22 protein-coding genes are annotated in these 20,132 nt (G+C 69.2%); 7 read left to right on the top strand and 15 right to left on the bottom strand.

Going from position 1 to position 20,132, the window contains the following annotated elements; genetic code table 11:
* Positions 1-91: 91 nt before the first annotated feature.
* Positions 92-568: a VOC family protein gene (locus ACLJQ7_RS13345; protein WP_410648490.1), complete on the bottom strand. Its 477-nt coding sequence runs from the start codon at positions 566-568 to the stop codon at positions 92-94.
* 72 nt (positions 569-640) lie between these two features.
* Here ACLJQ7_RS13345 and ACLJQ7_RS13340 point away from each other — a divergent pair, with 72 nt between their 5' ends.
* Positions 641-1,054, top strand: a complete 414-nt coding sequence (locus ACLJQ7_RS13340; protein WP_410648489.1) for a tetratricopeptide repeat protein — start codon at positions 641-643, stop codon at positions 1,052-1,054.
* A gap of 77 nt (positions 1,055-1,131) precedes the next feature.
* On the opposite strand, the gene ACLJQ7_RS13335 is transcribed toward ACLJQ7_RS13340, so the two are convergent.
* The gene (locus ACLJQ7_RS13335; RefSeq protein ID WP_410648488.1) at positions 1,132-1,701 is read right to left on the bottom strand and encodes a helix-turn-helix domain-containing protein; all 570 of its coding nucleotides are present in this window, start codon (positions 1,699-1,701) and stop codon (positions 1,132-1,134) included.
* A gap of 54 nt (positions 1,702-1,755) precedes the next feature.
* Here ACLJQ7_RS13335 and ACLJQ7_RS13330 point away from each other — a divergent pair, with 54 nt between their 5' ends.
* Positions 1,756-2,676: an NAD(P)/FAD-dependent oxidoreductase gene (locus ACLJQ7_RS13330; protein ID WP_410648487.1), complete on the top strand. Its 921-nt coding sequence runs from the start codon at positions 1,756-1,758 to the stop codon at positions 2,674-2,676.
* Here the strand turns inward: ACLJQ7_RS13330 and ACLJQ7_RS13325 are convergent.
* Positions 2,649-3,353: a murein transglycosylase gene (locus ACLJQ7_RS13325; RefSeq protein ID WP_410648486.1), complete on the bottom strand. Its 705-nt coding sequence runs from the start codon at positions 3,351-3,353 to the stop codon at positions 2,649-2,651. The genes ACLJQ7_RS13330 and ACLJQ7_RS13325 overlap by 28 nt on opposite strands.
* 142 nt (positions 3,354-3,495) lie before the next feature.
* Here ACLJQ7_RS13325 and ACLJQ7_RS13320 point away from each other — a divergent pair, with 142 nt between their 5' ends.
* Complete coding sequence (locus ACLJQ7_RS13320; RefSeq protein WP_125674107.1) at positions 3,496-3,906, top strand: PPOX class F420-dependent oxidoreductase; 411 nt, start codon at positions 3,496-3,498, stop codon at positions 3,904-3,906.
* Between the two features lie 62 nt (positions 3,907-3,968).
* On the opposite strand, the gene ACLJQ7_RS13315 is transcribed toward ACLJQ7_RS13320, so the two are convergent.
* The 9 genes from ACLJQ7_RS13315 to ACLJQ7_RS13275 form a co-directional block, all read right to left on the bottom strand.
* Complete coding sequence (locus ACLJQ7_RS13315) at positions 3,969-4,529, bottom strand: hypothetical protein (protein WP_410648485.1); 561 nt, start codon at positions 4,527-4,529, stop codon at positions 3,969-3,971.
* 8 nt (positions 4,530-4,537) lie between these two features.
* Positions 4,538-5,911 carry a hypothetical protein gene (locus tag ACLJQ7_RS13310; RefSeq protein ID WP_410648484.1) on the bottom strand — a complete coding sequence of 458 codons (1,374 nt, stop codon included), beginning with the start codon at positions 5,909-5,911 and terminating at the stop codon, positions 4,538-4,540.
* Positions 5,908-6,711 carry an ABC transporter ATP-binding protein gene (locus ACLJQ7_RS13305; RefSeq protein ID WP_410648483.1) on the bottom strand — a complete coding sequence of 268 codons (804 nt, stop codon included), beginning with the start codon at positions 6,709-6,711 and terminating at the stop codon, positions 5,908-5,910. The genes ACLJQ7_RS13310 and ACLJQ7_RS13305 overlap by 4 nt, the downstream gene beginning before the upstream one ends.
* Positions 6,712-6,728: 17 nt before the next feature.
* Positions 6,729-7,544 carry a zf-HC2 domain-containing protein gene (locus tag ACLJQ7_RS13300; protein ID WP_410648482.1) on the bottom strand — a complete coding sequence of 272 codons (816 nt, stop codon included), beginning with the start codon at positions 7,542-7,544 and terminating at the stop codon, positions 6,729-6,731.
* Positions 7,541-8,083 carry an RNA polymerase sigma factor gene (locus tag ACLJQ7_RS13295; RefSeq protein WP_410648595.1) on the bottom strand — a complete coding sequence of 181 codons (543 nt, stop codon included), beginning with the start codon at positions 8,081-8,083 and terminating at the stop codon, positions 7,541-7,543. Before ACLJQ7_RS13295 ends, ACLJQ7_RS13300 begins: the two co-directional genes overlap by 4 nt.
* A gap of 79 nt (positions 8,084-8,162) precedes the next feature.
* On the bottom strand, positions 8,163-9,086 hold the full coding sequence (locus ACLJQ7_RS13290; RefSeq protein WP_410648481.1) for a MazG family protein: 924 nt from the start codon (positions 9,084-9,086) through the stop codon (positions 8,163-8,165).
* A complete protein-coding gene (locus ACLJQ7_RS13285; RefSeq protein WP_410648480.1) occupies positions 9,083-10,087 on the bottom strand; it encodes a hypothetical protein in 1,005 nt (334 codons plus the stop codon). The genes ACLJQ7_RS13290 and ACLJQ7_RS13285 overlap by 4 nt, the downstream gene beginning before the upstream one ends.
* 113 nt (positions 10,088-10,200) lie before the next feature.
* Entirely contained in the window at positions 10,201-13,755 is a 3,555-nt protein-coding gene (gene mfd / locus ACLJQ7_RS13280; RefSeq protein WP_410648594.1) for a transcription-repair coupling factor, read from the bottom strand.
* A 56-nt stretch (positions 13,756-13,811) separates the two neighbouring features.
* Positions 13,812-14,726 (bottom strand): LLM class flavin-dependent oxidoreductase, encoded by a 915-nt coding sequence (locus tag ACLJQ7_RS13275; protein WP_410648479.1) that lies wholly within the window; start codon positions 14,724-14,726, stop codon positions 13,812-13,814.
* An 86-nt stretch (positions 14,727-14,812) separates the two neighbouring features.
* Here ACLJQ7_RS13275 and ACLJQ7_RS13270 point away from each other — a divergent pair, with 86 nt between their 5' ends.
* Positions 14,813-15,577 carry a helix-turn-helix domain-containing protein gene (locus ACLJQ7_RS13270; RefSeq protein WP_410648593.1) on the top strand — a complete coding sequence of 255 codons (765 nt, stop codon included), beginning with the start codon at positions 14,813-14,815 and terminating at the stop codon, positions 15,575-15,577.
* 47 nt (positions 15,578-15,624) lie between these two features.
* Positions 15,625-16,809, top strand: coding sequence for a PQQ-dependent sugar dehydrogenase (locus tag ACLJQ7_RS13265; RefSeq protein ID WP_410648478.1), 1,185 nt, complete (start codon positions 15,625-15,627; stop codon positions 16,807-16,809).
* Here the strand turns inward: ACLJQ7_RS13265 and ACLJQ7_RS13260 are convergent.
* A complete protein-coding gene (locus ACLJQ7_RS13260; protein WP_410648477.1) occupies positions 16,793-17,443 on the bottom strand; it encodes an SDR family NAD(P)-dependent oxidoreductase in 651 nt (216 codons plus the stop codon). The two genes, ACLJQ7_RS13265 and ACLJQ7_RS13260, sit on opposite strands and share 17 nt — an antisense overlap.
* A 94-nt stretch (positions 17,444-17,537) precedes the next feature.
* Here ACLJQ7_RS13260 and ACLJQ7_RS13255 point away from each other — a divergent pair, with 94 nt between their 5' ends.
* The gene (locus tag ACLJQ7_RS13255; RefSeq protein ID WP_410648476.1) at positions 17,538-18,059 is read left to right on the top strand and encodes an isochorismatase family protein; all 522 of its coding nucleotides are present in this window, start codon (positions 17,538-17,540) and stop codon (positions 18,057-18,059) included.
* 3 nt (positions 18,060-18,062) lie between these two features.
* Positions 18,063-18,455, top strand: coding sequence for an NUDIX hydrolase (locus tag ACLJQ7_RS13250; protein WP_410648475.1), 393 nt, complete (start codon positions 18,063-18,065; stop codon positions 18,453-18,455).
* A gap of 1 nt (position 18,456) precedes the next feature.
* Here the strand turns inward: ACLJQ7_RS13250 and ACLJQ7_RS13245 are convergent, their stop codons facing one another.
* Together ACLJQ7_RS13245 and ACLJQ7_RS13240 are read right to left on the bottom strand one after the other, a co-directional pair.
* Entirely contained in the window at positions 18,457-19,050 is a 594-nt protein-coding gene (locus tag ACLJQ7_RS13245; RefSeq protein ID WP_037318732.1) for a TetR/AcrR family transcriptional regulator, read from the bottom strand.
* A gap of 98 nt (positions 19,051-19,148) precedes the next feature.
* Positions 19,149-20,099 carry an acyl-CoA desaturase gene (locus ACLJQ7_RS13240; protein ID WP_125674120.1) on the bottom strand — a complete coding sequence of 317 codons (951 nt, stop codon included), beginning with the start codon at positions 20,097-20,099 and terminating at the stop codon, positions 19,149-19,151.
* Positions 20,100-20,132: the final 33 nt, after the last annotated feature.

Genomic DNA, 20,132 nt, shown 5'->3' with positions numbered 1-20,132 from the left:
GGAGGCACGCGCCACAATGCGTGCTCCGCAGTACCTCTCCGACCTTCCTCCCCACCACCACCCTCAACCGAGGAGCTGCGCTCCGCGGTAGCTATTCCGGAGCTGGTTCACCTGCGCGAACTTCCCGCCAGCCCGACGGAAGCTCGACGGTGTCGGAGAACTGCTGCCAGAAAGTCCAGCTGTTGCCGCCGATGTCGGAGACGGTGAAAACGCGGGCGCCATAGGGCTGGTCCTGGGGCGCGTCGATGTCGGCGTCGTCGCCGAGCGCGGCGCGGACACGCTCGTACTGCGCGTCGGCGTCGGGGACGTACACGATGTTCAGCTGACCGACCGGGCCGTCGACGCCTTTCGCCTGCCAGTATTCGGGGCCGACCCCGGCCAGCTGGATCTTCGCCGGACCGGCGCACAGAGTGGCCTGGAACACCTCTCCGGAGGCGTCGGCGAAGCGCACTTCCTCGGTGAACCCGAACACTCTGACCAGCCACGCGACCGCCTCGGTGGCGTCGGCGTAGTAGAGGTACGGCGCGAGTCCGAGGTAGCCGGGCTCGCATTCTTCGGCACTGCTCATGGCAGGACAGTCCACCATGACCGTTTCAGCTCCTCGTGAACGACCCTGCCCAGGCGTATCGTGGAGCGGACCATGATGGATGCCGAACCCGCCCCAGAACCCGGTGAGGACCCCTCCGGTGAGTCTCGGTTCCGCGCCTTCCGACAGGCGGAGGCGCTGGTCGAAAGCCGCAGGCCGCTCGACGCCCTCAAAGCCCTCGAGCCCTTGCTGGAGGACGAAACCGACAAACCGAGTGTCCAGTTGCTGGCAGGCCGCGCGTACTTCCACTCCGCACAGTTGCGGCGGGCCGAACGCGCCTTCACCCGGGTACTGGAGCTGGACCCCACCGATCATTACGCGCGGTTCGTGCTCGGGCGGACCCTCCAGCGCCTCGGCAGGCTGACCGAGGCGCTCGCGCAGATGCGGATAGCGTCGGCGATGCATCCGATCCCGGAGTATCTGGAAGCGATCAGCGAGGTCAACGCGCGAATCGCGTTGCGCGACTGATCCGGCCGGGAGGGGAGCAAGGGACCTTTGCTCGCAATGTTGCTCACCGTCACCCCTGGCGCAAGGGACCTTTGCTGTCACGTCGACCTGGCCCGCAGGTGGGCCCGCTCGCCCTGCTTGCCGAACAGCACCAGCAGCTCCACCGGCCCCGGCCCCGCGCTGCCGAACCAGTGCGGCACCCGCGTGTCGAACTCCGCGGCCTCGCCGGGCCCCATCGTGAAGTCGCGGTTGCCCAGCAGCGCCCGCAGTCGTCCACTGAGGACGTACATCCACTCGTAGCCCTCGTGCGTGCGCTGCACGGGCTCGATGTCTTCGACCGGGATCAACAGTTTGAACGCCTGCGGCTGCCCCGGTTGCGCGGTCAGCGCCCACGCGGTGAACCTGCCGAATTTCTGCGGTTTCATCCGCACTCGCGGATCGGCGGGTTCGGGTTCGCCGACCAGTTCGTCGAGTGGCACCTGGTGCGCCGCCGACAACGTGAGCAACAGCTCCAGCGTGGCCTTCCGGGTGCCCGATTCGAGCCGCGAGAGCGTACTGGCGGAGATCCCCGTCGCCTCCGAGAGCGCGGAGAGCGTGGTGCCGCGTTCCTTGCGGAGCTGCTTGAGCTTCGGGCCGACCTCGGCGAGCCGCCGTTCGATGTCCTCCATGCCTCCAGCTTGCCAAATCGGCAATGAACTTTGCCAATCCTCGCGGAGATCCGGATGCTCGGCAGCATGAACAACGAATTCGACGTGGTGATCATCGGTGGTGGCGTCGCGGGTCTCAGCGCGGCCTTGGTACTGGGCAGGGCGCGGCGCCGGGTCGTCGTGATCGACGCCGGCTCCCCGCGCAACGCGCCCGCCGCCCACGCCCACGGTTTCCTGACCAGGGACGGCATCCCACCCAAGGAATTACTGGAGATAGGCCGTGACGAGGTCCGCGGCTACGGTGTCGAGATCGTCGAGGACGTCGTCCACCGGCTGCGGCACGACAAGGCGGTGGAACTGGCGAGCGGCCGGGTCATCCGCGGTCGCCGGATCGTGGTGACCACGGGGCTGGCCGACGAACTGCCGGACGTCCCCGGCGTCGCGGAGCGCTTCGGCGCCGACGTCCTGCACTGCCCGTACTGCCACGGCTGGGAGGTGCGCGATCGGCGTTTCGGCGTGCTCGCCACGTCCGAGAAGTCGGTCCACCAGGCGCTGATCGTCTGGCAGTGGAGTAAGGACCTGACCTTCTTCACGCATACGCAGCAGCTCTCGGCCGAAGATCGGGCGAAGCTGACCGGGCTGGGCATCCGGATCGTGGACGGGAAGGTGTCCGAACTCGCCGTCGAAGACGACCGGCTGACCGGCGTCCGGCTCGTCGACGGGGGATTCGTCGAACGCGATGTCGTGTTCGTCGGCCCGAAGTTCGTCCCGCACGACCGGCTTCTCGCCCAGATCGGCTGCGCGCGCACCGAAAGCGGCTCGATCGCGGTGGACGCGCAGGGCCGCACGAACGTGGACGGTGTCTGGGCGGCGGGGAACGTCGTCGATCCGATGGCGCAGCTGGTCGTCGCCGCGGGCGACGCCTACCGGATGGCGTCGGCGCTCAACTTTGACCTGGTGCTCGAGGATCAGGGCGCGACGCTGGCGTCCGCGTAGGTGTCGGCCGCACTGAAGACCTCCTGGACGTAGGGCACCGACGGGTTGAACACCCGCATCGACTTCCACCAGCCGTCCGGGGTGGCGACGTCGTCGCCGGCGGCGCACAGGTAGCGGGCGGTGGCGAAGGCGGCGTCGTCGAGGTCCTTCGGATCCGGTTGCTTCCCGTCGCTCGTGGCCCGGGCGGAGTGCTTGGCCCAGACGTCGGCCGGGAGCGTGATCGGGCCGGGCCTGCCCTGCGCCGTTTCGACGTGGGAGATCCCGGCCAGGGTCGCCCACGAGAGGTGGCAACCCGGCTTCTGCCGCCGGAGCCACATCTCGGCCCGGCCGTAGGCGGACAGGTCGGCGAAGGAGAGCCTCGTCTTCGCCGCCACCCGTTTCGCCCAGGTCTCGAGTTCGGCCGCGTCGGAAACGGTGGGCCGGTCGGGCGGCGCGGCGAGCCCCGCCCGCGGCGTCGCCACCCCCGGCTGGGGCTTCTGGTCGGGAACCGCGAGCGCGGGCTGGGGCTGGGCCGGCGGAGGCGGCTCCCCGCCTCCCGGCCGGTTCACCCCGACGGTCATGATCAGCACCACGCCCGTGAGTACGAGCCCGCCCGCGAAAGCGAGCTTGGGCACGTACGGCGGCAGAGGGCGGGCAGCGTGCTCCGGGGCTTCGGTGCTCTGCGCGGTGTCGGCCACCCGGTCAGATTACTTCGCCACACTTCCGGGCGATGCCCCAATCGGCTTACGGATCCGACCGACGGTGGAACCGATCGGCGACCGGCTCGAAGCACGACCGGCTCTTGACCTCCAGTCAAGTCGAGATAACACACTGATTCCCATGTTCAGTGAAGCGGAACTCGACTACCTCGCCACCCAAGGGCTCGGGCGGCTCGCGACGGCGCAACCGGACGGCACACTGCAGGTCAGTCCCGTCGGTTACGCCTACAACACCGAAACCCGGACCATCGACATCACCGGCTACGAACTGGCGAAGAGCAAGAAGTTCCGGAACGTGGCCGCGAACGGGCAGGCCGCGTTCGTGGTGGACGACATGCCCTCGCAGGATCCGCCGAGGATCCGCTGCCTCGAGATCCGCGGCCGGGCCGAGGCGCTGACCGGCGCCCGCACCCCCGACGGCCATCTCGACGGCGCGGTGATCCGGATCCATCCGTCGCGGATCATCAGCCTCGGTGTCGACGACCCGGACCACGACCCGCTCGACCTCGTTCCGCACAACCGAAACGTCTGACCGGGGAAACGAAAGGGGCGTTCCCGGCGAATTCGCCGGGAACGCCCCTTTCTTCGACGGAGTCAGCGACGGGCGCCGTAGACCGCGTAGGTCCCCAAACCGGCCACGGCGAGCACGACTGCGGTCCACGTGGCTTCGGCGACACCGGCGGGCTGGAACGGCCAGGTGATCATCAGATGCACGCTCTCCGTGCCCGCCGTGGTGGCCCAGACCACGAACGCGACCGCGAACATGGCCAGCGGCAACGTCCACCCGAAGGCACCGCCGAACAGCACCGCGGCGATCCCGGCGAGACCGAGCAGCCCACCCGCGTTCCGCACGATGATCTCCACCGGAACCCGCTCCGCCTCCCACAGCCGCGGCAGCAGCACGGCACCGATGCCGAGGCCGCCGATCAGCAGGAGATGCAGGATGCGGCGAGGCGCCCAGCGGATCGCCGCGGTCCGGTCGAGGTCGATGTCCTGCCCGCTGAGGCCGATGGCGGTCACCGCGATCGCCACCAGGAGCGCCAGGGAAACCGGGATCTCCGACCAGTGGTCCCGTGCCAGGAACCAGAACACCGCCATGCTCACCGCCAGCGCCGCGAACGACGCGGGCATGGCACGCGAGCGCGCGTACAGCACCGTCCACCTCATCGGGCGCCGCCGAGCAGGATGTCGAGCTGGTTGCCCTGGCAGGTCAGGCCGGCCTGCCGCTGCGCGATGATCCGCTCTCGCTGCACATCGAGCGGAAGGGCGCGGAAGGTCTCCCATTTCCGGAGGACCTCGCTCTTCTTGTCGTCGCTCAGCCACGAACCCCTGAGCATCTCCCATTCACCGAGGAACCAGCTCGACGTGATCGACCGCGCGGTGAGTTCGTCCATGAAGGACCTGCCGGCACCGTGGAGGGTGTAACAGGTCGGCGTCCCGGCGCCGGCGAGCAGTGTCCGCGTCATGTCGTCCGAATTCAGGGCCGAACGGATGGACCAATCCAGCAGGTCGACGAAGACGGTGTCCGCGGCACGCGGCGGTTCCTCGTCGAAGTCCAGCCGCCGGTCCATCACCGTGACCTTGACCGGCGCGTCCGGCAAGGTTCCCAAGAGCCGCAGTGCCTCTTTTCCGGGCCCGGCGAGACGAGCGAGTTCGGGCTCGAGCAGGCGGGGAACGCAGACCGGGCCGTCACAAACCAGCGCCGTCGCACGCGGGTCGACGGTCTCGGCCTCGGCGTAGGTCGCGGGCAGGACGGGCATCGCGATCACGAACGCCACCAGCGCGGGGACGACGGAGAGTGCCTTCGCCCGCTTGGAGCGGGTCGCCAGCAGAAGGAATCCGGTCACGGCGAGTCCGGCGAGCCAGAGCCCCTGCCCGACATCCACCCGGATCGAGGTGGTGACGAACGGATCGTTGGTGACGTCCATCGCAGGAGAGAGCGAAGAGACCCAAGCCGGAACGGCGCCCATGAGCACGCTGCCCTTCGACCCGGCGATCTGGAGCACGAGCACGGCCACGAGAGCGGCGACGGCCACTGCGGGCCCGGTCAGCGGATGCGGCAGCAACCGTCCGATCCCCAGTCCCAGCCAGGCGCCGGCGAGCATCGCGAGGGCGCCGACCACGACGATCGGCAGCCAGCCGAAGGTGAAGAACGCGCCGCTGAAGATAACCTGTACGGCACCGACGGCGAAGATCAGCAGGTAACCCAGCACCAGCAGGCCGCCCAGCGCACCGGCGAGTTTCGCCGCCCGGTGCCAGCCGGGCCGCGGCATCGTGGTGAGCAGTTCGGCCATCCCCGACCGGCTGTCCCGCATACCTTGGATGGCCCCGGCGCCGATCGCGATCGGCCACAGGAACACCAGCAGGAACCGGCTCCACGCCGCGGCGGGCACCCAGTTTTCGTCCCAGGCGAGCGGCGCCTTCGTCCACGGCCCGCTGAACGAATACAGGAAGCCGAACGCCACCACGAGGATCGCGAGGGTGGCCCAAGGGGCGATGGAACGGCGGAGTTCCGTCCGCAGGACACGAGTGTTCACCAGTTCCCCCTTCCCGGCTCGTGCCCCAGCAGCGCCGAGTAACCGCGCTCGATCGGGCTGTCTCCGACGTACTCTTCGCTCCCGGCCGCGGCCAGCTCGTCCGGCGTCCCCTGGAAGACGAGTTTCCCGTTTTCGAACAGGACGACGTCGGTGCAGGCCGTCGCGACGTCCTCGACGAGATGCGTCGAGACGACGACGCAGGCGTCGCGGCCGATTTCCTGAAGGAGATCGCGGAACCGCACACGCTGTGCCGGGTCGAGCCCGGCGGTCGGCTCGTCCAGCAGCAGGACGTCCGGATCGTTCACGATCGCCTGCGCGATCCCGACCCGCCGCACCATGCCGCCGGACAGCGTCTTCATCCGGTCGTCGGCCCGATCGGCGAGGCCGACCCGTTCGATCGACCGCTGTACCGCGGCCGGGATGTCCTCTTTGGACATCTCCTTCAGCCACGCGATGTACTCGACGAATTCGCGGACGGTGAACCGCTTGTAGTAACCGAAATTCTGCGGCAGATAGCCGATCCGGCGGCGCAGGCGGCGCTGATCGGTGAACCCCCCGACGGATTCACCGAGTAGCGCCAGCCCTCCCTCCGCCGGCCGGAGCACCGTCGCCAGTGCCCGGATCAGCGTGGTCTTCCCGGCCCCGTTCGGACCGAGCAGACCGTGCACCCCCGTGCCGAGTTCCAGATCGAGCCCGTTCACGGCGAACTTGCGTTTGCCGACCCGGACCTTCAGTCCCTCCGCCTTGATCTGCCACGCGTAGGTCGTCGGTGCGACCTCCGCGGCCCCGACAGCACGCATCATGTTCTCCCCTTCGTTCATCGTTCGGATCCGGTGAGCAGGCCGAAGACGCTCCGCCGGAGCACCACCACGACCGCGGTCAGCGCGAAGATCGCGCCCCATACCGGGAGCAACCGGGGTTCGAGCGCGGTGGCGCGCCCTTGCGAAGCCACCGCGGGCGCCAAGATCACCGCCAGCCAGACCCCGGTCAGGACGTAGGCCGCCCGCACCACCCCGATCAGCCCGCCGAGCGCGAGCGTCCCGGTGGTGAAGGCCAGGCTCGGCAGGAGACCGAGCCCGAATCCACCGCCGGCGAGCCAGCTCGAAAGGCCCTGGATCGGCAAGACGACGGCGAGGACCGCCGTCGTCCGGCGCAACAGCAGGTAGAGCCCGGCCCTCGGCGTGGAAGTGACGAGTTCGTACGCGGGATCGAGCCCCTTCGCCCACGACACCGCGACCCCGAGCACCGGCAGCACCGGCGAGAAGAGCTGGACGAACGAGGAGCCCTTGGAGCCGGTGAACCCGATCGCGTCCAGCAGGAAGCCGATCGCCGGGATCAGGAGGATCATCACCAGCCACGGCAGCATCACCGGCGTCACCCAGGTATGCAGCCGTCCGGCCCATCGCCTCCGCATCGGGCTCGGGCCCGCTTCGGCGAGCTTCGGGCCCAGTCCGGCCCAGACGTCGTCCACCAGTGCCGACACCGTCGGAAGGCTGAGCGCGGACAGTCTCCCCCGGCATTCCTCGCACGATTCGAGATGGGCTTCGACCGCCCAGACCTCGTCTCCGGCCAAGCCGTCGTCCCCGCGGACGTAACCGGCGAGGAGCTGTCCGGACACGTGTTCCTTGTTCATGACAGCGCCTCCCGCATCGCGATCCGAGCCCGCCTGGCGCGGGTTTTGACGGTTCCTTCCGGCAGGCCGAGCAGGACCGCGGTCTCACGGACGGTCAGCCCGTCGAGCACCATCGCCTGCAGGACCTGACGGAGTTCGGGAGCGAGGCGTCGCAGCGCGTCGCCGACGTGGTCGCCGACCGCGCCCGCCAGTGCCTCGTCCTCGGCGGCCGGCGCGACGGTGGTTTCCGCGACCGGCAGCGGCTGCGCGTGCCGCGCCCGGCGGCGGAAGGCGTCGACGAGCCGCCGCGCGGCGATCGTCCACAGCCAGCCCACGGCGCTCCCGCCGACGGCGGAACCGGCGAACGCGCCCGCCGCGCGCCAGACCGCGAGGTAGGTCTCCTGCATCACCTCGGCGACGATCTGATCGTCGGCGCAGCGACGGCGCAGGCGCACGGCCAGCCAGGGCGACGTGCGGCGGTAGAGCTCTTCGAACGCCGCGCGGTCACCTCGGGCCGCGCGGCGGACGAGCTGCTCTTCGTCCGGTTCCGTTCCTTTCACATCCGGCAAGACGCCGAGATCACCGGAACGGTTCTCACTAGATTGTGTCCTGTATCACAGCACCTCCGCGGAGGTCCCGTCAGGAATCCGGCCAGAACTTGCGCCAGCCGTCGGCCTCGAGCGTCGTCGGCTCCAGGCCGGCGTCGCGGGCCGCCTGTTCGGCGGCCTGGATGTCGCGCGCGAACCGCTTCGCGACGGCTCGGAGCTCGCCTTCGGGATCGATCCCCGCGCGGCGCGCGGTCGCGGCGACCCGGAACAGCTGGGCGGCCGCTTCGGAACCGTCGGGGAACAGGTCGAGCGGGATCCCTGCCCGGCCGCTGCGCTGGCCGAGCTTCCCGGCGAGGGCCACGGCGGGCTGGCCGAGCGCGACGCCGTCCACAATGGACTGTCGGCTCTTCTCGGCCTGTTTCAGTTCTTCCCACTTGACGTTCTGGTCGCTGACGGTTTCGACCCGGGGAGCGTCACTGAATATGTGCGGATGACGTCCGACGAGTTTCGCGACCAGTTCGGAAGCGACCTCGTCGATCCCGAAGGGGTCGTCCGCGTCTTCGACGGCGACGCGCGCGTGGAACAGCACCTGGAGCAGGACGTCACCGAGTTCCTCGCGCAAGGCGAGGCGGTCGCCCTCCTCGATCGCGTCGAGCAGCTCGTAGGTCTCCTCGACCAGGTATTGCCGCAGCGACTCGTGCGTCTGGACGGCGTCCCACGGGCATCCACCCGGCGAACGGAGACGGTCCATCACCTCGGCGGCCTCGACCAGGGGCGGAACGGGCGCTTCGATCACGCGCGCGCCCGACCTGATCAGCGCCGCGGCCTTCGGCTCCCTGCGCGAACCGGCGATGAGCACGAAGTCGCGCCCCAGCGCGTCACCGAGCGCGGGCACCCCGAAGACCTCGGGATCGACGTCGGAAGCCGCGTACACGGCCGAGCCGGTTCGCAAGATCGGGAGTGCCGCGGCGGGCAGTGTCGCACCGCGGGCGATCACGACGACGGCAGCGGTCACGGGTTTCGCGGGGCGGCACCGTGCACAGGCAGCACGATGCCCTTCTTCGAAGCTTCGTTGGGCGCGAGGTCCATCTCGACAACATCCCACACGCCGTAGCGCGGGTTCACCTTGAGGCCGATCTGGTCGAGGTCCGGCTGGAGGAGCCGGACACCGACCTTGGCCAGCTGCTGAGCGGTGGGCTGCGCGGCCTGATCCGACGCGACGGGCTTGTCCGCGGTCCGCTCACGCATCACGACGACGACCCAAAGCGGCTGCTGCGGTGTCGGCTGGAAGGCGGCGACGGTGTTGGGTTCGAGACCGAACAGGACGGTGGCCGCGGTCGCGGGCGACTGCATGGCAGGCAGCTTCTGGCCGGTGCCCGCCTGGGTGTCGGCGGTCTGCTGGTCCTGCGCGATCAGCTCGGCGGCCGCGTTCGGCGAGGCGGCGAAGCGCCGGGCCTTCTCGATCGCCTGCTCGCGCAGCTTGTCCGAGTCGGCACCGGTGGCGTCGGTCGAGGAGACCGAGCTGAAATCGAACGTGACCGTGAGCTTGTCCAGGTACTTCATCGCGAGCTGGGTCTGCAGCGCCGCGTCGATCAGTGCCTCGCGGTGGTCCCGCACCCGCGCCACGAGCTGCTCGACACTGAGTTCGGGGTCGTCCTGCGGGTTGGCCTCCATCGGCTTCGCCAGCGGATCGTTCCGCAACGCGTTCACCACGAGGGACTCGTCGACCCCGATGCCTTCCCTCTGAGCGACGCGCTGGGTGAGGGCGTGCAGGATCTCCTGGCGGACGATCTCGCGGCCGACGAGGTCGAGCTTGTGCTCCTTGGCGAGCTGCTGGCCGTACGGGTGCTCACGAACGGCCTTGTCGATCAGCTGCTGGACGCGATCCACCGAAACGGTCCTGCCGTCGACGATCACCGCCGCACCGACCTGCCCGGGTCCGGCGTTGCATCCGGCGAGAAGGAGAGAACCGGCAAGAACCCCGACCAGCGCGCGACGGCGCCCCATGATCCGCATCACAGGGCCTACCCTCTCATACCGGCCCCGGCGAGAGAACCAGGTCGTAAGTCGCGATTCGGGCTCGGCCCATCACGCGAGTTACGTCTCCGATCACGCGTGTTCGGAGTTCCTCACCCGACGGGCGCCGGCGACTTCATCAGATTCGTCAGCAGCTTCGCGCACCAGTCCAGCAGTTCCTCGTCTCGCAGCACGGGGGCGCCGATCCGCCCGCCGGCCGGGCCCTCCGTCGGCTTCGGCACGGAAACCGTGTTCGTCACCGCCTTGTAGAGAGCCTTGGGGTACAAGCGCTTCAGCCGCACCATCTGCGAATCCGCCAGCGGCAGCGGCGCGAACCGGATCGACGAGCCCTGGGCGGAGACCTCGGTGACCCCGGCCGCGCGGCAGGTGTGCCGGAACGTGGCGACCGCGAGCAGCCTCCGCACCGGGGCGGGCGGCTGGCCGTAGCGGTCGACCAGTTCCTCGCGGACGGCGTCGAGCCCGGCCTGGTCGGGCGCGGCCGCGATCTTGCGGTACGCCTCCAGCCGCAGCCGCTCGCCCGGCACGTAGTCGTGCGGGATATGCGCGTCCACCGGAAGATCCACGCGGACCTCGGCGAGCTCCTCCTCTTCGGAGGTCTCCGCCCCTGTGTGCCGGCGGAACGCGTCGACCGCTTCGCCGACGAGCCGCACGTACAGATCGAAACCGACGCCCGCGATATGCCCGGACTGCTCCGCGCCGAGGATGTTGCCCGCGCCGCGGATCTCCAGGTCCTTCATCGCGACGGCCATACCCGCGCCCAGTTCGGTGTTCTGCGCGATGGTCGCCAGCCGGTCGTGCGCCGTCTCGGTGAGCGGGGCCTCCGGCGGGTACAGGAAGTACGCGTATCCGCGCTCCCGCCCGCGCCCGACGCGGCCGCGCAACTGGTGCAGCTGCGCGAGACCGAGCAGGTCGCCGCGTTCCACCAGCAACGTGTTGGCGTTCGAGATGTCCAGCCCGGTCTCGACGATCGTGGTGCAGACGAGCACGTCGTACTCGTTCTCCCAGAAACCCTGGATGATCTTCTCGAGTTTGTCCTCGTTCATCTGCCCGTGCGCGGTGACGACACGCGCCTCGGGCACCAGCTCGCGAATACGTTTCGCGGCCTTCTCGATCGAGGAAACCCTGTTGTGCACGTAAAAAACCTGGCCGTCGCGCAGCAGTTCGCGCCGGATCGCGGCGCCGACCTGCTTGTCGTCGTACGCGCCGACGTAGGTCAGGATCGGGTGCCTGTCTTCGGGCGGGGTCAGGATCGTGGACATCTCGCGGATCCCGGCGAGCGACATCTCCAGCGTCCGCGGGATCGGCGTCGCCGACATGGTCAGCACGTCGACGTGCGTCCGCAGCGCCTTGATGTGCTCCTTGTGCTCGACGCCGAACCGCTGTTCCTCGTCGACGATCACCAGGCCGAGGTCCTTGTACCGGACCCCGGTCTGCAGCAGGCGGTGCGTGCCGATCACGATGTCGACGTCACCGGAGGACAGCTGTTCGAGGATCGCGTCGGACTCGGGCTTGTTCGTGAACCGCGAGAGTCCCCTGATCTTCACCGGGAACGAACTCATCCGTTCGGTGAAGGTGTTCAGGTGCTGCTGCGCGAGCAGCGTCGTGGGCACCAGCACCGCGACCTGCTTGCCGTCCTGCACCGCCTTGAACGCCGCGCGCACCGCGATCTCGGTCTTGCCGTAGCCGACGTCGCCGCAGATGACGCGGTCCATCGGGACGCCGCGTTCCATATCCGCCTTGACCTCGTCGATCGCGGCGAGCTGGTCGTTGGTCTCGGTGAACGGGAAGGCGTCCTCGAGTTCGCCCTGCCACGGGGTGTCCTGCCCGAACGCGTGCCCCGGCGCGGACTGCCGCGCGGCGTAGAGCTGCACGAGCTCGGCGGCGATCTCCTTGACCGCCTTCTTCGCCTTGGCCTTGGTGTTCTTCCAGTCCGACCCGCCGAGTTTGTTCAGCGTCGGCAGCTCACCGCCGACGTAGCGGGAGACCTCGTCGAGCTGGTCGGTCGGGACGAACAGCCGGTCCCCCGGATGCCCGCGTTTGGAGGAGGCGTACTCCAGCAGCAGGTACTCGCGGGTCGCGCCGGCGACGGTGCGCTGCACCATTTCGACGAACCGGCCGATGCCGTGCTGGTCGTGCACCACGTAGTCGCCCGTCTTGAGGGCGAGCGGATCGACGGCGTTGCGGCGCCGCGAAGGCATCTTGGTGCTGAAGTCCTTTGTGGACGTCCCGGCGCCGGAGCCGCGACCGGTGAGATCCGATTCGGACAACACCACGAGGGCTCGTTCCGGCGAGACGAAACCGTCCGAAAGACCGCCGCACGTCACCGTCACGACGCCGGGCGTCAGCGGACCGGTGATGCCTTCGGCGAGTGCCGCGGGCACGTCTCCCGCCGACAGTTGCTCGACGGCGCGCGCCGCGGTGCCGTGCCCGGCGACGACGAGGACGGCCGTGCCGCCCGCGGCCGTGTGCGCGCGCAGGTCCGTCGTCGCGCGCTCGACCTCGCCGCGGTAATTCGGCGCGGCCTCGATCGAGACGCGGTAGACGTCGGGATCGTCGCTGGCCAGCTGGGTCAGCGTCCACCAAGGGCGCTTCGTCTCCTGAGCGTGCTTCGCGATCCCCGCGAGGTCGCGATACGCGGACGCGCCGAGGTCGATCGGGGCCTGACCGCCCGCGGCGGCCGTGGTCCAGGACGCTTCGAGGAACTCCTGCCCGGTGCGGACCAGGTCGGCCGCGCGGGCCCGGATCTTCTCCGGATCGGCCAGCAGCACGTGCGTGCCCTGGGGCATCGCGTCGGTCAGCAGGTCCAGCTCGCCCTCGCACAGGACGGGGATGAGCGCCTCCATGCCCTCGACCGGGATCCCGCCGGAGAGTTTGGTGAGCATCTCGGTGAGCTGGGCGTCCGCCTCGTACGTCGTCGCCAGCTCGGCGGCCTTCGCGCGCACCGGCTCGGTGAGCAGCAGCTCACGGCACGGCGGCGCGCTGACGTGCTGGATCTCCCCCGGCAGCGACCGCTGGTCGGATACCGCGAACGCGCGGATCTCGCTGACCTCGTCGCCCCAGAACTCGACCCGCACCGGATGCTGCGCCGTCGGACCGAACAGGTCGAGGATGCCGCCGCGCACGGCGAACTCGCCGCGCTTCTCGACCATGTCCACCCGTGTGTAGGCGAGCTCGACCATTCGCTCGAGCAGGCCTTCGAAGCTCTGCTCCTCGCCGACCACCAGGTCGATCGGCGCGAGCGAACCGAGCCCGGGCGCCATCGGCTGGATGAGGCTGCGGACGGTCGCGACGACGACGCGCAGGCCGTCGGCGCCCGTCTTGAGCCGATGGAGCACCTCCAGCCGCCGCCCGACCGTGTCCGCCCGGGGCGACAGCCGCTCGTGCGGCAGCGTCTCCCAGGACGGGAAGTCGGCGACGGCGCCTTCGCCGAGGAACGACTTCAGCGAAGCGGTCAATTCGTCGGCCTCGCGGCCGGTCGCGGTCACCGCGAGCACGGGGCGGCCGGCGCCCTCGTCCGCGGCGAGGGCGCCCACGACCAGCTGGCGGGTGGCGACGGCGCCCTGGAGTTCGAGCACCGGGGCACTGGCCCGCTCGACGACCCCGCGCAGGGCCGGATCGGGAAGGATGGAATGAAGGAGTCCGGACAATGGAGCGTTTGTCACCGTCCCAGCCTACGTGGGGGCACCGACAGTCCGCCGCGCGATTACCTGGGCAAGGCGTCGACGACCTTCGGAAGCTGTTCGTCGAACTCGGCCGGTTCCTGCGTCGCGATCCGGATCAGCACGTGTTCGGCGCCCGCGTCCTGGTATTCGCGCAACCGGTCGGCGACCTGCGCCGGGCTGCCCGAGATCTGCATTTGGATCTTCTCGACGAAGTCCAGCGGAACGCCGTAATTCCGCCGCGCGTAGTCCTCCAGCCGCTCGCGTGCCCGGATCGGGTCCTCCTCGATGAGCACTGTCGCGAACAACGCGGGCGTCACGGGGCGTACGGCCGCTTCGCGGATCTTCGCGAGCCCGTCGGCGTAGTCCGCGACGTCGGGCGGATACGGCGGCCAGCCGTCGTAAAGGCGTCCCGCTCGCTCGAGCGCGCCCGGAGTGAACGAGGCCAGCCACACCGGCGGACCACCCGGACGGTGCGGTCCCGGGTACTCCGGAAGCGCGTCGTAATGCAGCACCTCGCCGTGGAACGGACCGCTGTTCCCGCTCCAAACGTGCCGCCACAGCGCGACGATGTCGTCGAGCCGGGCGCGGCGGCGTTCCCACGGAACGCGGGTGAAGGCGAACTCGGGTTCGCTGCGGCCGGCGAACCCCGCGCCGACGCCGAGCGTGATCCGGCCCTGGCTGAGCAGGTCGAGCGAGAGGATCGCGTTCGCGGAAAGCAGCGGATCCCGTAACGCCGGGAGCAGCGCCGCGGTGCCGAGGGTGACCCGTTCGGTTCTGGCGGCGAACGCGCCGAGCAACGTCAACGAATCGATGGGCGCCTTCGCGAGCGTGTCGCCGACCCAGACCGAATCCAAGCCGAGGCGTTCGGCTTCGACCGCGATCGCGACCATTTCGGGCGCGGTGCGCCCGGCGTCGAGGATGGACCGATAAGTGGGGACGACCAGACCGAATTTCATGCCGGGAGCATCGCCGCGGCGGGGAATCGTCTCAATTCCTTCGAGGGAATGGCGGCGCCGAGGACGGCTCGGCCAAGATGACGACCATGGTTTCCGGATTCGGCCCCGCGCTGAAGGGCTGGCGTGAGCGGCGGCGGCTGTCCCAGCTGGAACTGGCGATCCGGGCCGGCACCACCCAACGGCATGTGAGTTTCCTGGAAGGCGGCCGGTCGATCCCCGGCCGCGGCCTGGTGCTGCGCGTCGCCGAATCACTCGAACTCCCGCTCCGGGAGCGCAACGGCCTGTTGCTCGCGGCCGGGTTCGCCCCCGGTTTCCCCGAAACGGAACTGGACGATCCCAGGGTGAAGCCGGTCCTCGACGGGATGCGGCGGCTGCTCGACGGGCACCGGCCGTACCCGGCCATCGTCGTCGACCGCTACGGCGTGCTCGTCGCCCGCAACGACGCGCTCGACCTGCTCTTCGAGGACGTGGCGCCCGAACTGCTGGAGGAACCGGTCAACACCCTGCGGCTCGCGCTGCATCCGAAGGGGATGGCGCCACGGGTGCTGAACCTCGCGGATTGGGCGCGGCACATCCTGGAACGGCTGACGCAGGAAATCGCGCACGCGCCCGACGAGCGGCTCACCGCGCTGCTGGCCGAACTCGAAGGTTACGTTCCGGAGCCGGGGCCGCCCGGCCCGGACCATCTCGGGTTCGCCGTGCCGATGCGCCTGTCCACTTCGGCGGGTGAGCTGCGGCTGATCACGGCCATCACGACGTTCGCGACCGCGGCCGACGTCACGGTGTCGGAATTGAAACTGGAGACTTTCCTTCCCGCCGACGCCGAGACGGCCGCGATCCTGATCGGATGACCGGTTCGTCCCTAGTGGGCGACCGGCCACGGTGGCATGCTGAAGACATGCGCTCTTCCGCCGTCGTCGCGTTCGCGTCCCTGTCCTTGCTGGTCACGGCCTGTTCCGGGGCGTCGAGCGAGGCGGTGCAGAGCGCACCACCGGTCACTTCGAAACCCGCCGTGTCGGCGCTGAAGGTCGAGCAGGTGACGGCCGGGCTCGAACACGGCTGGGACGTCGGATTCCTGCCGGACGGGAAGATCCTCGTCACCCAGCGTCCCGGGAAGCTGGCACTGGTCGAAGGCGGCACGAAACGCGACATCGCCGCCGACTTCTCCGACGTCCACGCCCGCGGCGAAGGCGGCCTGATGGGGATGGTGATCAGCAGAGACTTCGCGACGTCGCGCGAGTTCATCACCTGCCAGACCCACAAGGAGGGCGACACCGCCGTCGACATCCGGCTGGTCACCTGGCGGCTGTCGGACGACGGCGCGAGCGCCACGAAGGTCAAGGACCTCCTGACCGGGCTGCCGGTGAACTCCAGCGGCAGGCACTCCGGCTGCCGCCCCGCGTTCGGCGCGGACGGCGCGCTGCTCGTCGGCACCGGCGACACCGCCCGCCCGCAGCATCCGCAGGACCGGACGAGCCTCGGCGGCAAGGTGCTGCGCATCGACGCGAAGACCGGGAACGCGTTGCCGGACAACCCGTTCATCAAGTCCGCGAACCCGAACGAACAGCGCGTGTTCACCTACGGGCACCGCAACGTCCAGGGCGTCACGGTCCGTCCGGGCACCGGGCAGGTGTTCACCGCCGAGCACGGGCCGACCATCGACGACGAGGTCAACCTGGAGACCGCGGGCGCGAACTACGGCTGGGACCCGTCGAAGGGCGGCACCGAGACCAGCTACGACGAAAGCGTCCCGATGACCGACAAGCAGCGTTTCCCGGACGCCGTCGGTCCTTTGTGGACGACGGGCGAGATCACCGAGGCCATCTGCGGCGCGGAATTCCTCACCGGATCGCAGTGGGGCGCGCTCGAAGGCTCGCTGGCCGTGACCGCGCTGAAAGGCCAGAAACTCCTGCTGTTCCGCCTCGACGACGCGGGCAAGGTCACCGAGGTGACGCTGCCGCCGGAGTTCGACGACAAGTTCGGCAGGCTGCGCGCGGTCCGCAGCGCGCCCGACGGCTCGCTCTACGTCACGACTTCGGAGGGCGAGGACGACAAGCTGCTGAAGGTCACTCCCGGCGCCTAACTGCCGAGGTGCGCGCCGCCCCGTTGACGTGGACGATCTGTCCGGGGACGTGCCGGGCCTCCGGGCTCGCCAGGAAGGCCACCACCTCGGCGACGTCCGCGGGTTCGCCGGCGCGTTTGGTCAGCGTGTTGCCGATCAGCCACGTCTGGCGTTCTTCGGAGAGCTTGCCCCGGAAGAACTCGGTATCCCCGACCAGTCCGGGCGCGACGATGTTCGCGGTGATCCCCCGCGGCCCGAATTCCCTCGCCACGTCGACATTCCACGCCTCCAGCGCGGCCTTGGCCGCACTGGAGGAATCCGCTCCCGTCCGCGCGGCGATGGAGCCGATGGTGACGATCCGCGCGCCGTCGGCGAACCTTTCCCGCAAGGCACGGGTGACCAGTACCGCGCCGAACACGTTCGCGTCGAGGTTGGCCTGCCAGTTCGCCGCGAAGGTTTTCAGATCCTCGGCCGGCTCGTTCCGGAAATCGGTGTTCCCGCCCGCGTTGTTGACCAGGACGTCGACGCGCTCCGGCAATTCGGCCACGGCCCGTTCCACCGCGTCCGGATCGGCCGCGTCGAACGGGACCGGGTTCGCGCCGAGCAGCGTGGCGGCCTCGGTGAGGACCTGTTCGCGGCGGCCGGTGATAGTCACCCGGTCACCCCGCGCGGCGAACGCCGCCGCGACCGCGTAACCACTTCCCTGTTCTGCCCCATGCCCGCCGGCATAGGGACACTAGGCTTCCCCCATGACGAAGATCGACCCCGCGACGACGGCGCTCGTCCTGATCGACCTCCAGACGCGGATCGTCGCGCTGGAGACCGTCCCGATCGAAGGCACCGAGGTCGTGTCGAACGCCGTCCTGTTGCGGGAGGCCTTCAGCGCGGCCGGCTCATCGATCGTCCACGTGCGCGCGCACCGGCCGGGTGTCGACGAGCAGCCGCCCGGCAGCGAACTGGTCGCCGAGCTGACACCTCGCGACGGCGAGCATCTGATCACCAAGAACACCATCGGCGCGTTCTATCGCACCGGTCTCGACGAACTCCTGCGCGGACTCGGCGTGAAGACACTGGTGATCGCCGGGATCGCCACGGAATACGGCGTCGAATCGACGCTGCGGGCCGCGATCGACCACGCCTACGAGACCATCGCCGTTTCGGACGCGATGGCGGGTATCGCCGCCATCTCCCACGAATCGGCGGTCACGAAGGTGTTCCCGCGGCTGGGCGAAGTGCTCACGACCGCCGAGACCGCCGCGGCGCTGGGCTGAGCCATGATCGACAAGATCGCTTGGCTGCATTTCCGGGACGGCCGTGTCCTCGGCGCTCGCTCACGCGGGAGGTCCGTGTTCTACCTGCCCGGCGGCAAACGCGAACCCGGTGAAAGCGATGCGGAGACCCTGATCCGGGAGATCCGCGAGGAGCTGACCGTCGAGATCGATCCGGCGACCATCGAACCCGCGGGGGTCTTCGAGGCGCAGGCCGATGGCCACGCGACGGGATTCCTGGTCCGGACGACCTGCTACACCGCCGAATTCACCGGGACTCTCTCCGCCAGCAGTGAAATCGACGAGATCACCTGGCTGGGTCACGAAGACAGGGACCGGCTTTCCGCGGCGGGCAAGATCATCTTCGACCACCTGCGGGAGACCGGGCTCCTGCGCTGATTCAGTACAGCCGCAGCTTCGGCTTGTGCTCCAAATTGGACAGACCGTTCCAGGCAAGGTTGACCAGATGCGCGGCGACCTCGTCGCGCTTCGGCTTCCTGGCGTCGAGCCACCACTGTCCGGTGAGCGCGACCATTCCGACGAGCGCCTGCGCGTACAGCGCGGCCAGCTTCTCGTCGTAACCCCGCGCGGCGAACTGCTGCGCGAGGATGTGCTCGACCTGGCTGGCGATGTCGTTCAGCACCGTCGAAAACGTGCCCGTCGAACTCGCGACCGGCGAATCCCGCACCAGGATGCGGAAGCCGTCGTGCGAGTCTTCGACGTAGGAGAGCAACGCGATCGCCGCCTGCTCCAGCATCACCCTCGGGTGTCCACCGTGGAGGGTGGAGACCATCCGGTCCAGCAGCAGCTGCGTCTCGCGGTCGACGACGACGGCGTAGATGCCTTCCTTGCCGCCGAAATGCTCGTACACCACCGGTTTGGAGACATTCGCGCGGTGCGCGATCTCCTCGATGGACGTACCTTCGAAACCCTTCTCCGCGAACAGGGCCCTGGCGACGTTGAGCAGCTGCTGCCTGCGCTCCGTCCCCGTCATCCGCACCCGGGCCACCGGGGCGACAGGACGCGCCCCGGTGACCGCTTCACGTTTGGTCCGCCTTCTCCCCGCCATCGCAGAAGACTAACGCGACCTCGCTATTTGCTTTCAGTGGCGATGCGCGCGAGGCGCTGCGGGGTCGGCCAGCGCACGTCATAGGCCCAGCCGAACTTTTCGAAGATCCAGATGAGCCGAGCGGAAATGTCGATCTGGCCGCGCTGCACACCGTGCCGCGCCGAGGTCGGGTCGGCGTGGTGCAGGTTGTGCCACGACTCGCCGAAGGAGAAGATCGCCAGCGGCCAGAAGTTGGCCGATTTGTCGCGGGCCGCGAACGGGCGCTCGCCGATCATGTGGCAGACCGAGTTGACCGACCAGGTCACGTGGTGCAGCACGCAGACCCGCACCAGCCCGGCCCAGAAGAACGCGGTCACCGCGCCCCAGAACGACCAGGTGATCAGTCCACCGAGGATCGCGGGCAGCACCAGGGTGAGCAGGCTCCACAGCCAGAACAGGTCGTCGACCTTCTTGATGGCCGGATCCTTCACCAGGTCCGGCGCGAAGCGCTCCGCGTTGGTCTGGTCACGGTCGAACAGCCAGCCCATGTGCGCGTGCCAGAAACCCTTGGCGATGGCGACCGGTGTCGTTCCGAACAGCCACGGCGAATGCGGGTCGCCGTCGCGGTCGGAGAAGGCGTGGTGGCGCCGGTGGTCGGCGACCCAGGTGATCACGGGGCCCTGGACGGCCATGCTGCCGGCGATCGCCATCGCGACGCGCAGCCACGGCTTGGCCTTGAACGAGCCGTGCGTGAAGTAGCGGTGGTACGAAACGGTGATACCGAGTCCGCTGATCGCGTAGAAGACCACGAACAGGCCGACGTCGACCCAGGTCAATCCCCAGCCCCAAGCGAAGGGGACGGCCGCGAGCAACGCGGCGAGCGGGAAGATGACCCCGAGGTAGACCGAGAGCTGCACGCCACTCGATCGATGTCCTTCGATTACCGGCTTGGGGCCCTTCGCGGGCTTCTGGGAACGGTCCAGGGTAGCCGTCATGCAGTCACTTCTTTTCTATGCGCAACCCCGAGG

The sequence above is a fragment of the Amycolatopsis sp. cmx-4-54 genome, assembly GCF_046548895.1.
Lineage (GTDB): Bacteria > Actinomycetota > Actinomycetes > Mycobacteriales > Pseudonocardiaceae > Amycolatopsis.
The sequence above is the reverse complement of the archived record's forward strand: the minus strand, read 5'-3'. Positions and strand labels throughout refer to the sequence as shown.

What these genes read in the sequence shown, in the direction of transcription:
- ACLJQ7_RS13285 (WP_410648480.1), bottom strand. Translation starts at nt 10,087, where the DNA reads ATGCGGATCATGGGGCGCCGTCGCGCGCTGGTCGGGGTTCTTGCCGGT.
- ACLJQ7_RS13275 (WP_410648479.1), bottom strand. Translation starts at nt 14,726, where the DNA reads ATGAAATTCGGTCTGGTCGTCCCCACTTATCGGTCCATCCTCGACGCC.
- ACLJQ7_RS13305 (WP_410648483.1), bottom strand. Translation starts at nt 6,711, where the DNA reads ATGCGTGCTGTCGGGGCCGCGGAGGTCGCACCGACGACCTACGCGTGG.
- ACLJQ7_RS13300 (WP_410648482.1), bottom strand. Translation starts at nt 7,544, where the DNA reads ATGAACAAGGAACACGTGTCCGGACAGCTCCTCGCCGGTTACGTCCGC.
- ACLJQ7_RS13340 (WP_410648489.1), top strand. Translation starts at nt 641, where the DNA reads ATGATGGATGCCGAACCCGCCCCAGAACCCGGTGAGGACCCCTCCGGT.
- ACLJQ7_RS13255 (WP_410648476.1), top strand. Translation starts at nt 17,538, where the DNA reads ATGACGAAGATCGACCCCGCGACGACGGCGCTCGTCCTGATCGACCTC.
- ACLJQ7_RS13330 (WP_410648487.1), top strand. Translation starts at nt 1,756, where the DNA reads ATGCTCGGCAGCATGAACAACGAATTCGACGTGGTGATCATCGGTGGT.
- ACLJQ7_RS13240 (WP_125674120.1), bottom strand. Translation starts at nt 20,099, where the DNA reads ATGACGGCTACCCTGGACCGTTCCCAGAAGCCCGCGAAGGGCCCCAAG.
- ACLJQ7_RS13270 (WP_410648593.1), top strand. Translation starts at nt 14,813, where the DNA reads ATGGTTTCCGGATTCGGCCCCGCGCTGAAGGGCTGGCGTGAGCGGCGG.
- ACLJQ7_RS13335 (WP_410648488.1), bottom strand. Translation starts at nt 1,701, where the DNA reads ATGGAGGACATCGAACGGCGGCTCGCCGAGGTCGGCCCGAAGCTCAAG.
- ACLJQ7_RS13250 (WP_410648475.1), top strand. Translation starts at nt 18,063, where the DNA reads ATGATCGACAAGATCGCTTGGCTGCATTTCCGGGACGGCCGTGTCCTC.
- ACLJQ7_RS13345 (WP_410648490.1), bottom strand. Translation starts at nt 568, where the DNA reads ATGAGCAGTGCCGAAGAATGCGAGCCCGGCTACCTCGGACTCGCGCCG.
- ACLJQ7_RS13320 (WP_125674107.1), top strand. Translation starts at nt 3,496, where the DNA reads ATGTTCAGTGAAGCGGAACTCGACTACCTCGCCACCCAAGGGCTCGGG.
- ACLJQ7_RS13265 (WP_410648478.1), top strand. Translation starts at nt 15,625, where the DNA reads ATGCGCTCTTCCGCCGTCGTCGCGTTCGCGTCCCTGTCCTTGCTGGTC.
- ACLJQ7_RS13245 (WP_037318732.1), bottom strand. Translation starts at nt 19,050, where the DNA reads ATGACGGGGACGGAGCGCAGGCAGCAGCTGCTCAACGTCGCCAGGGCC.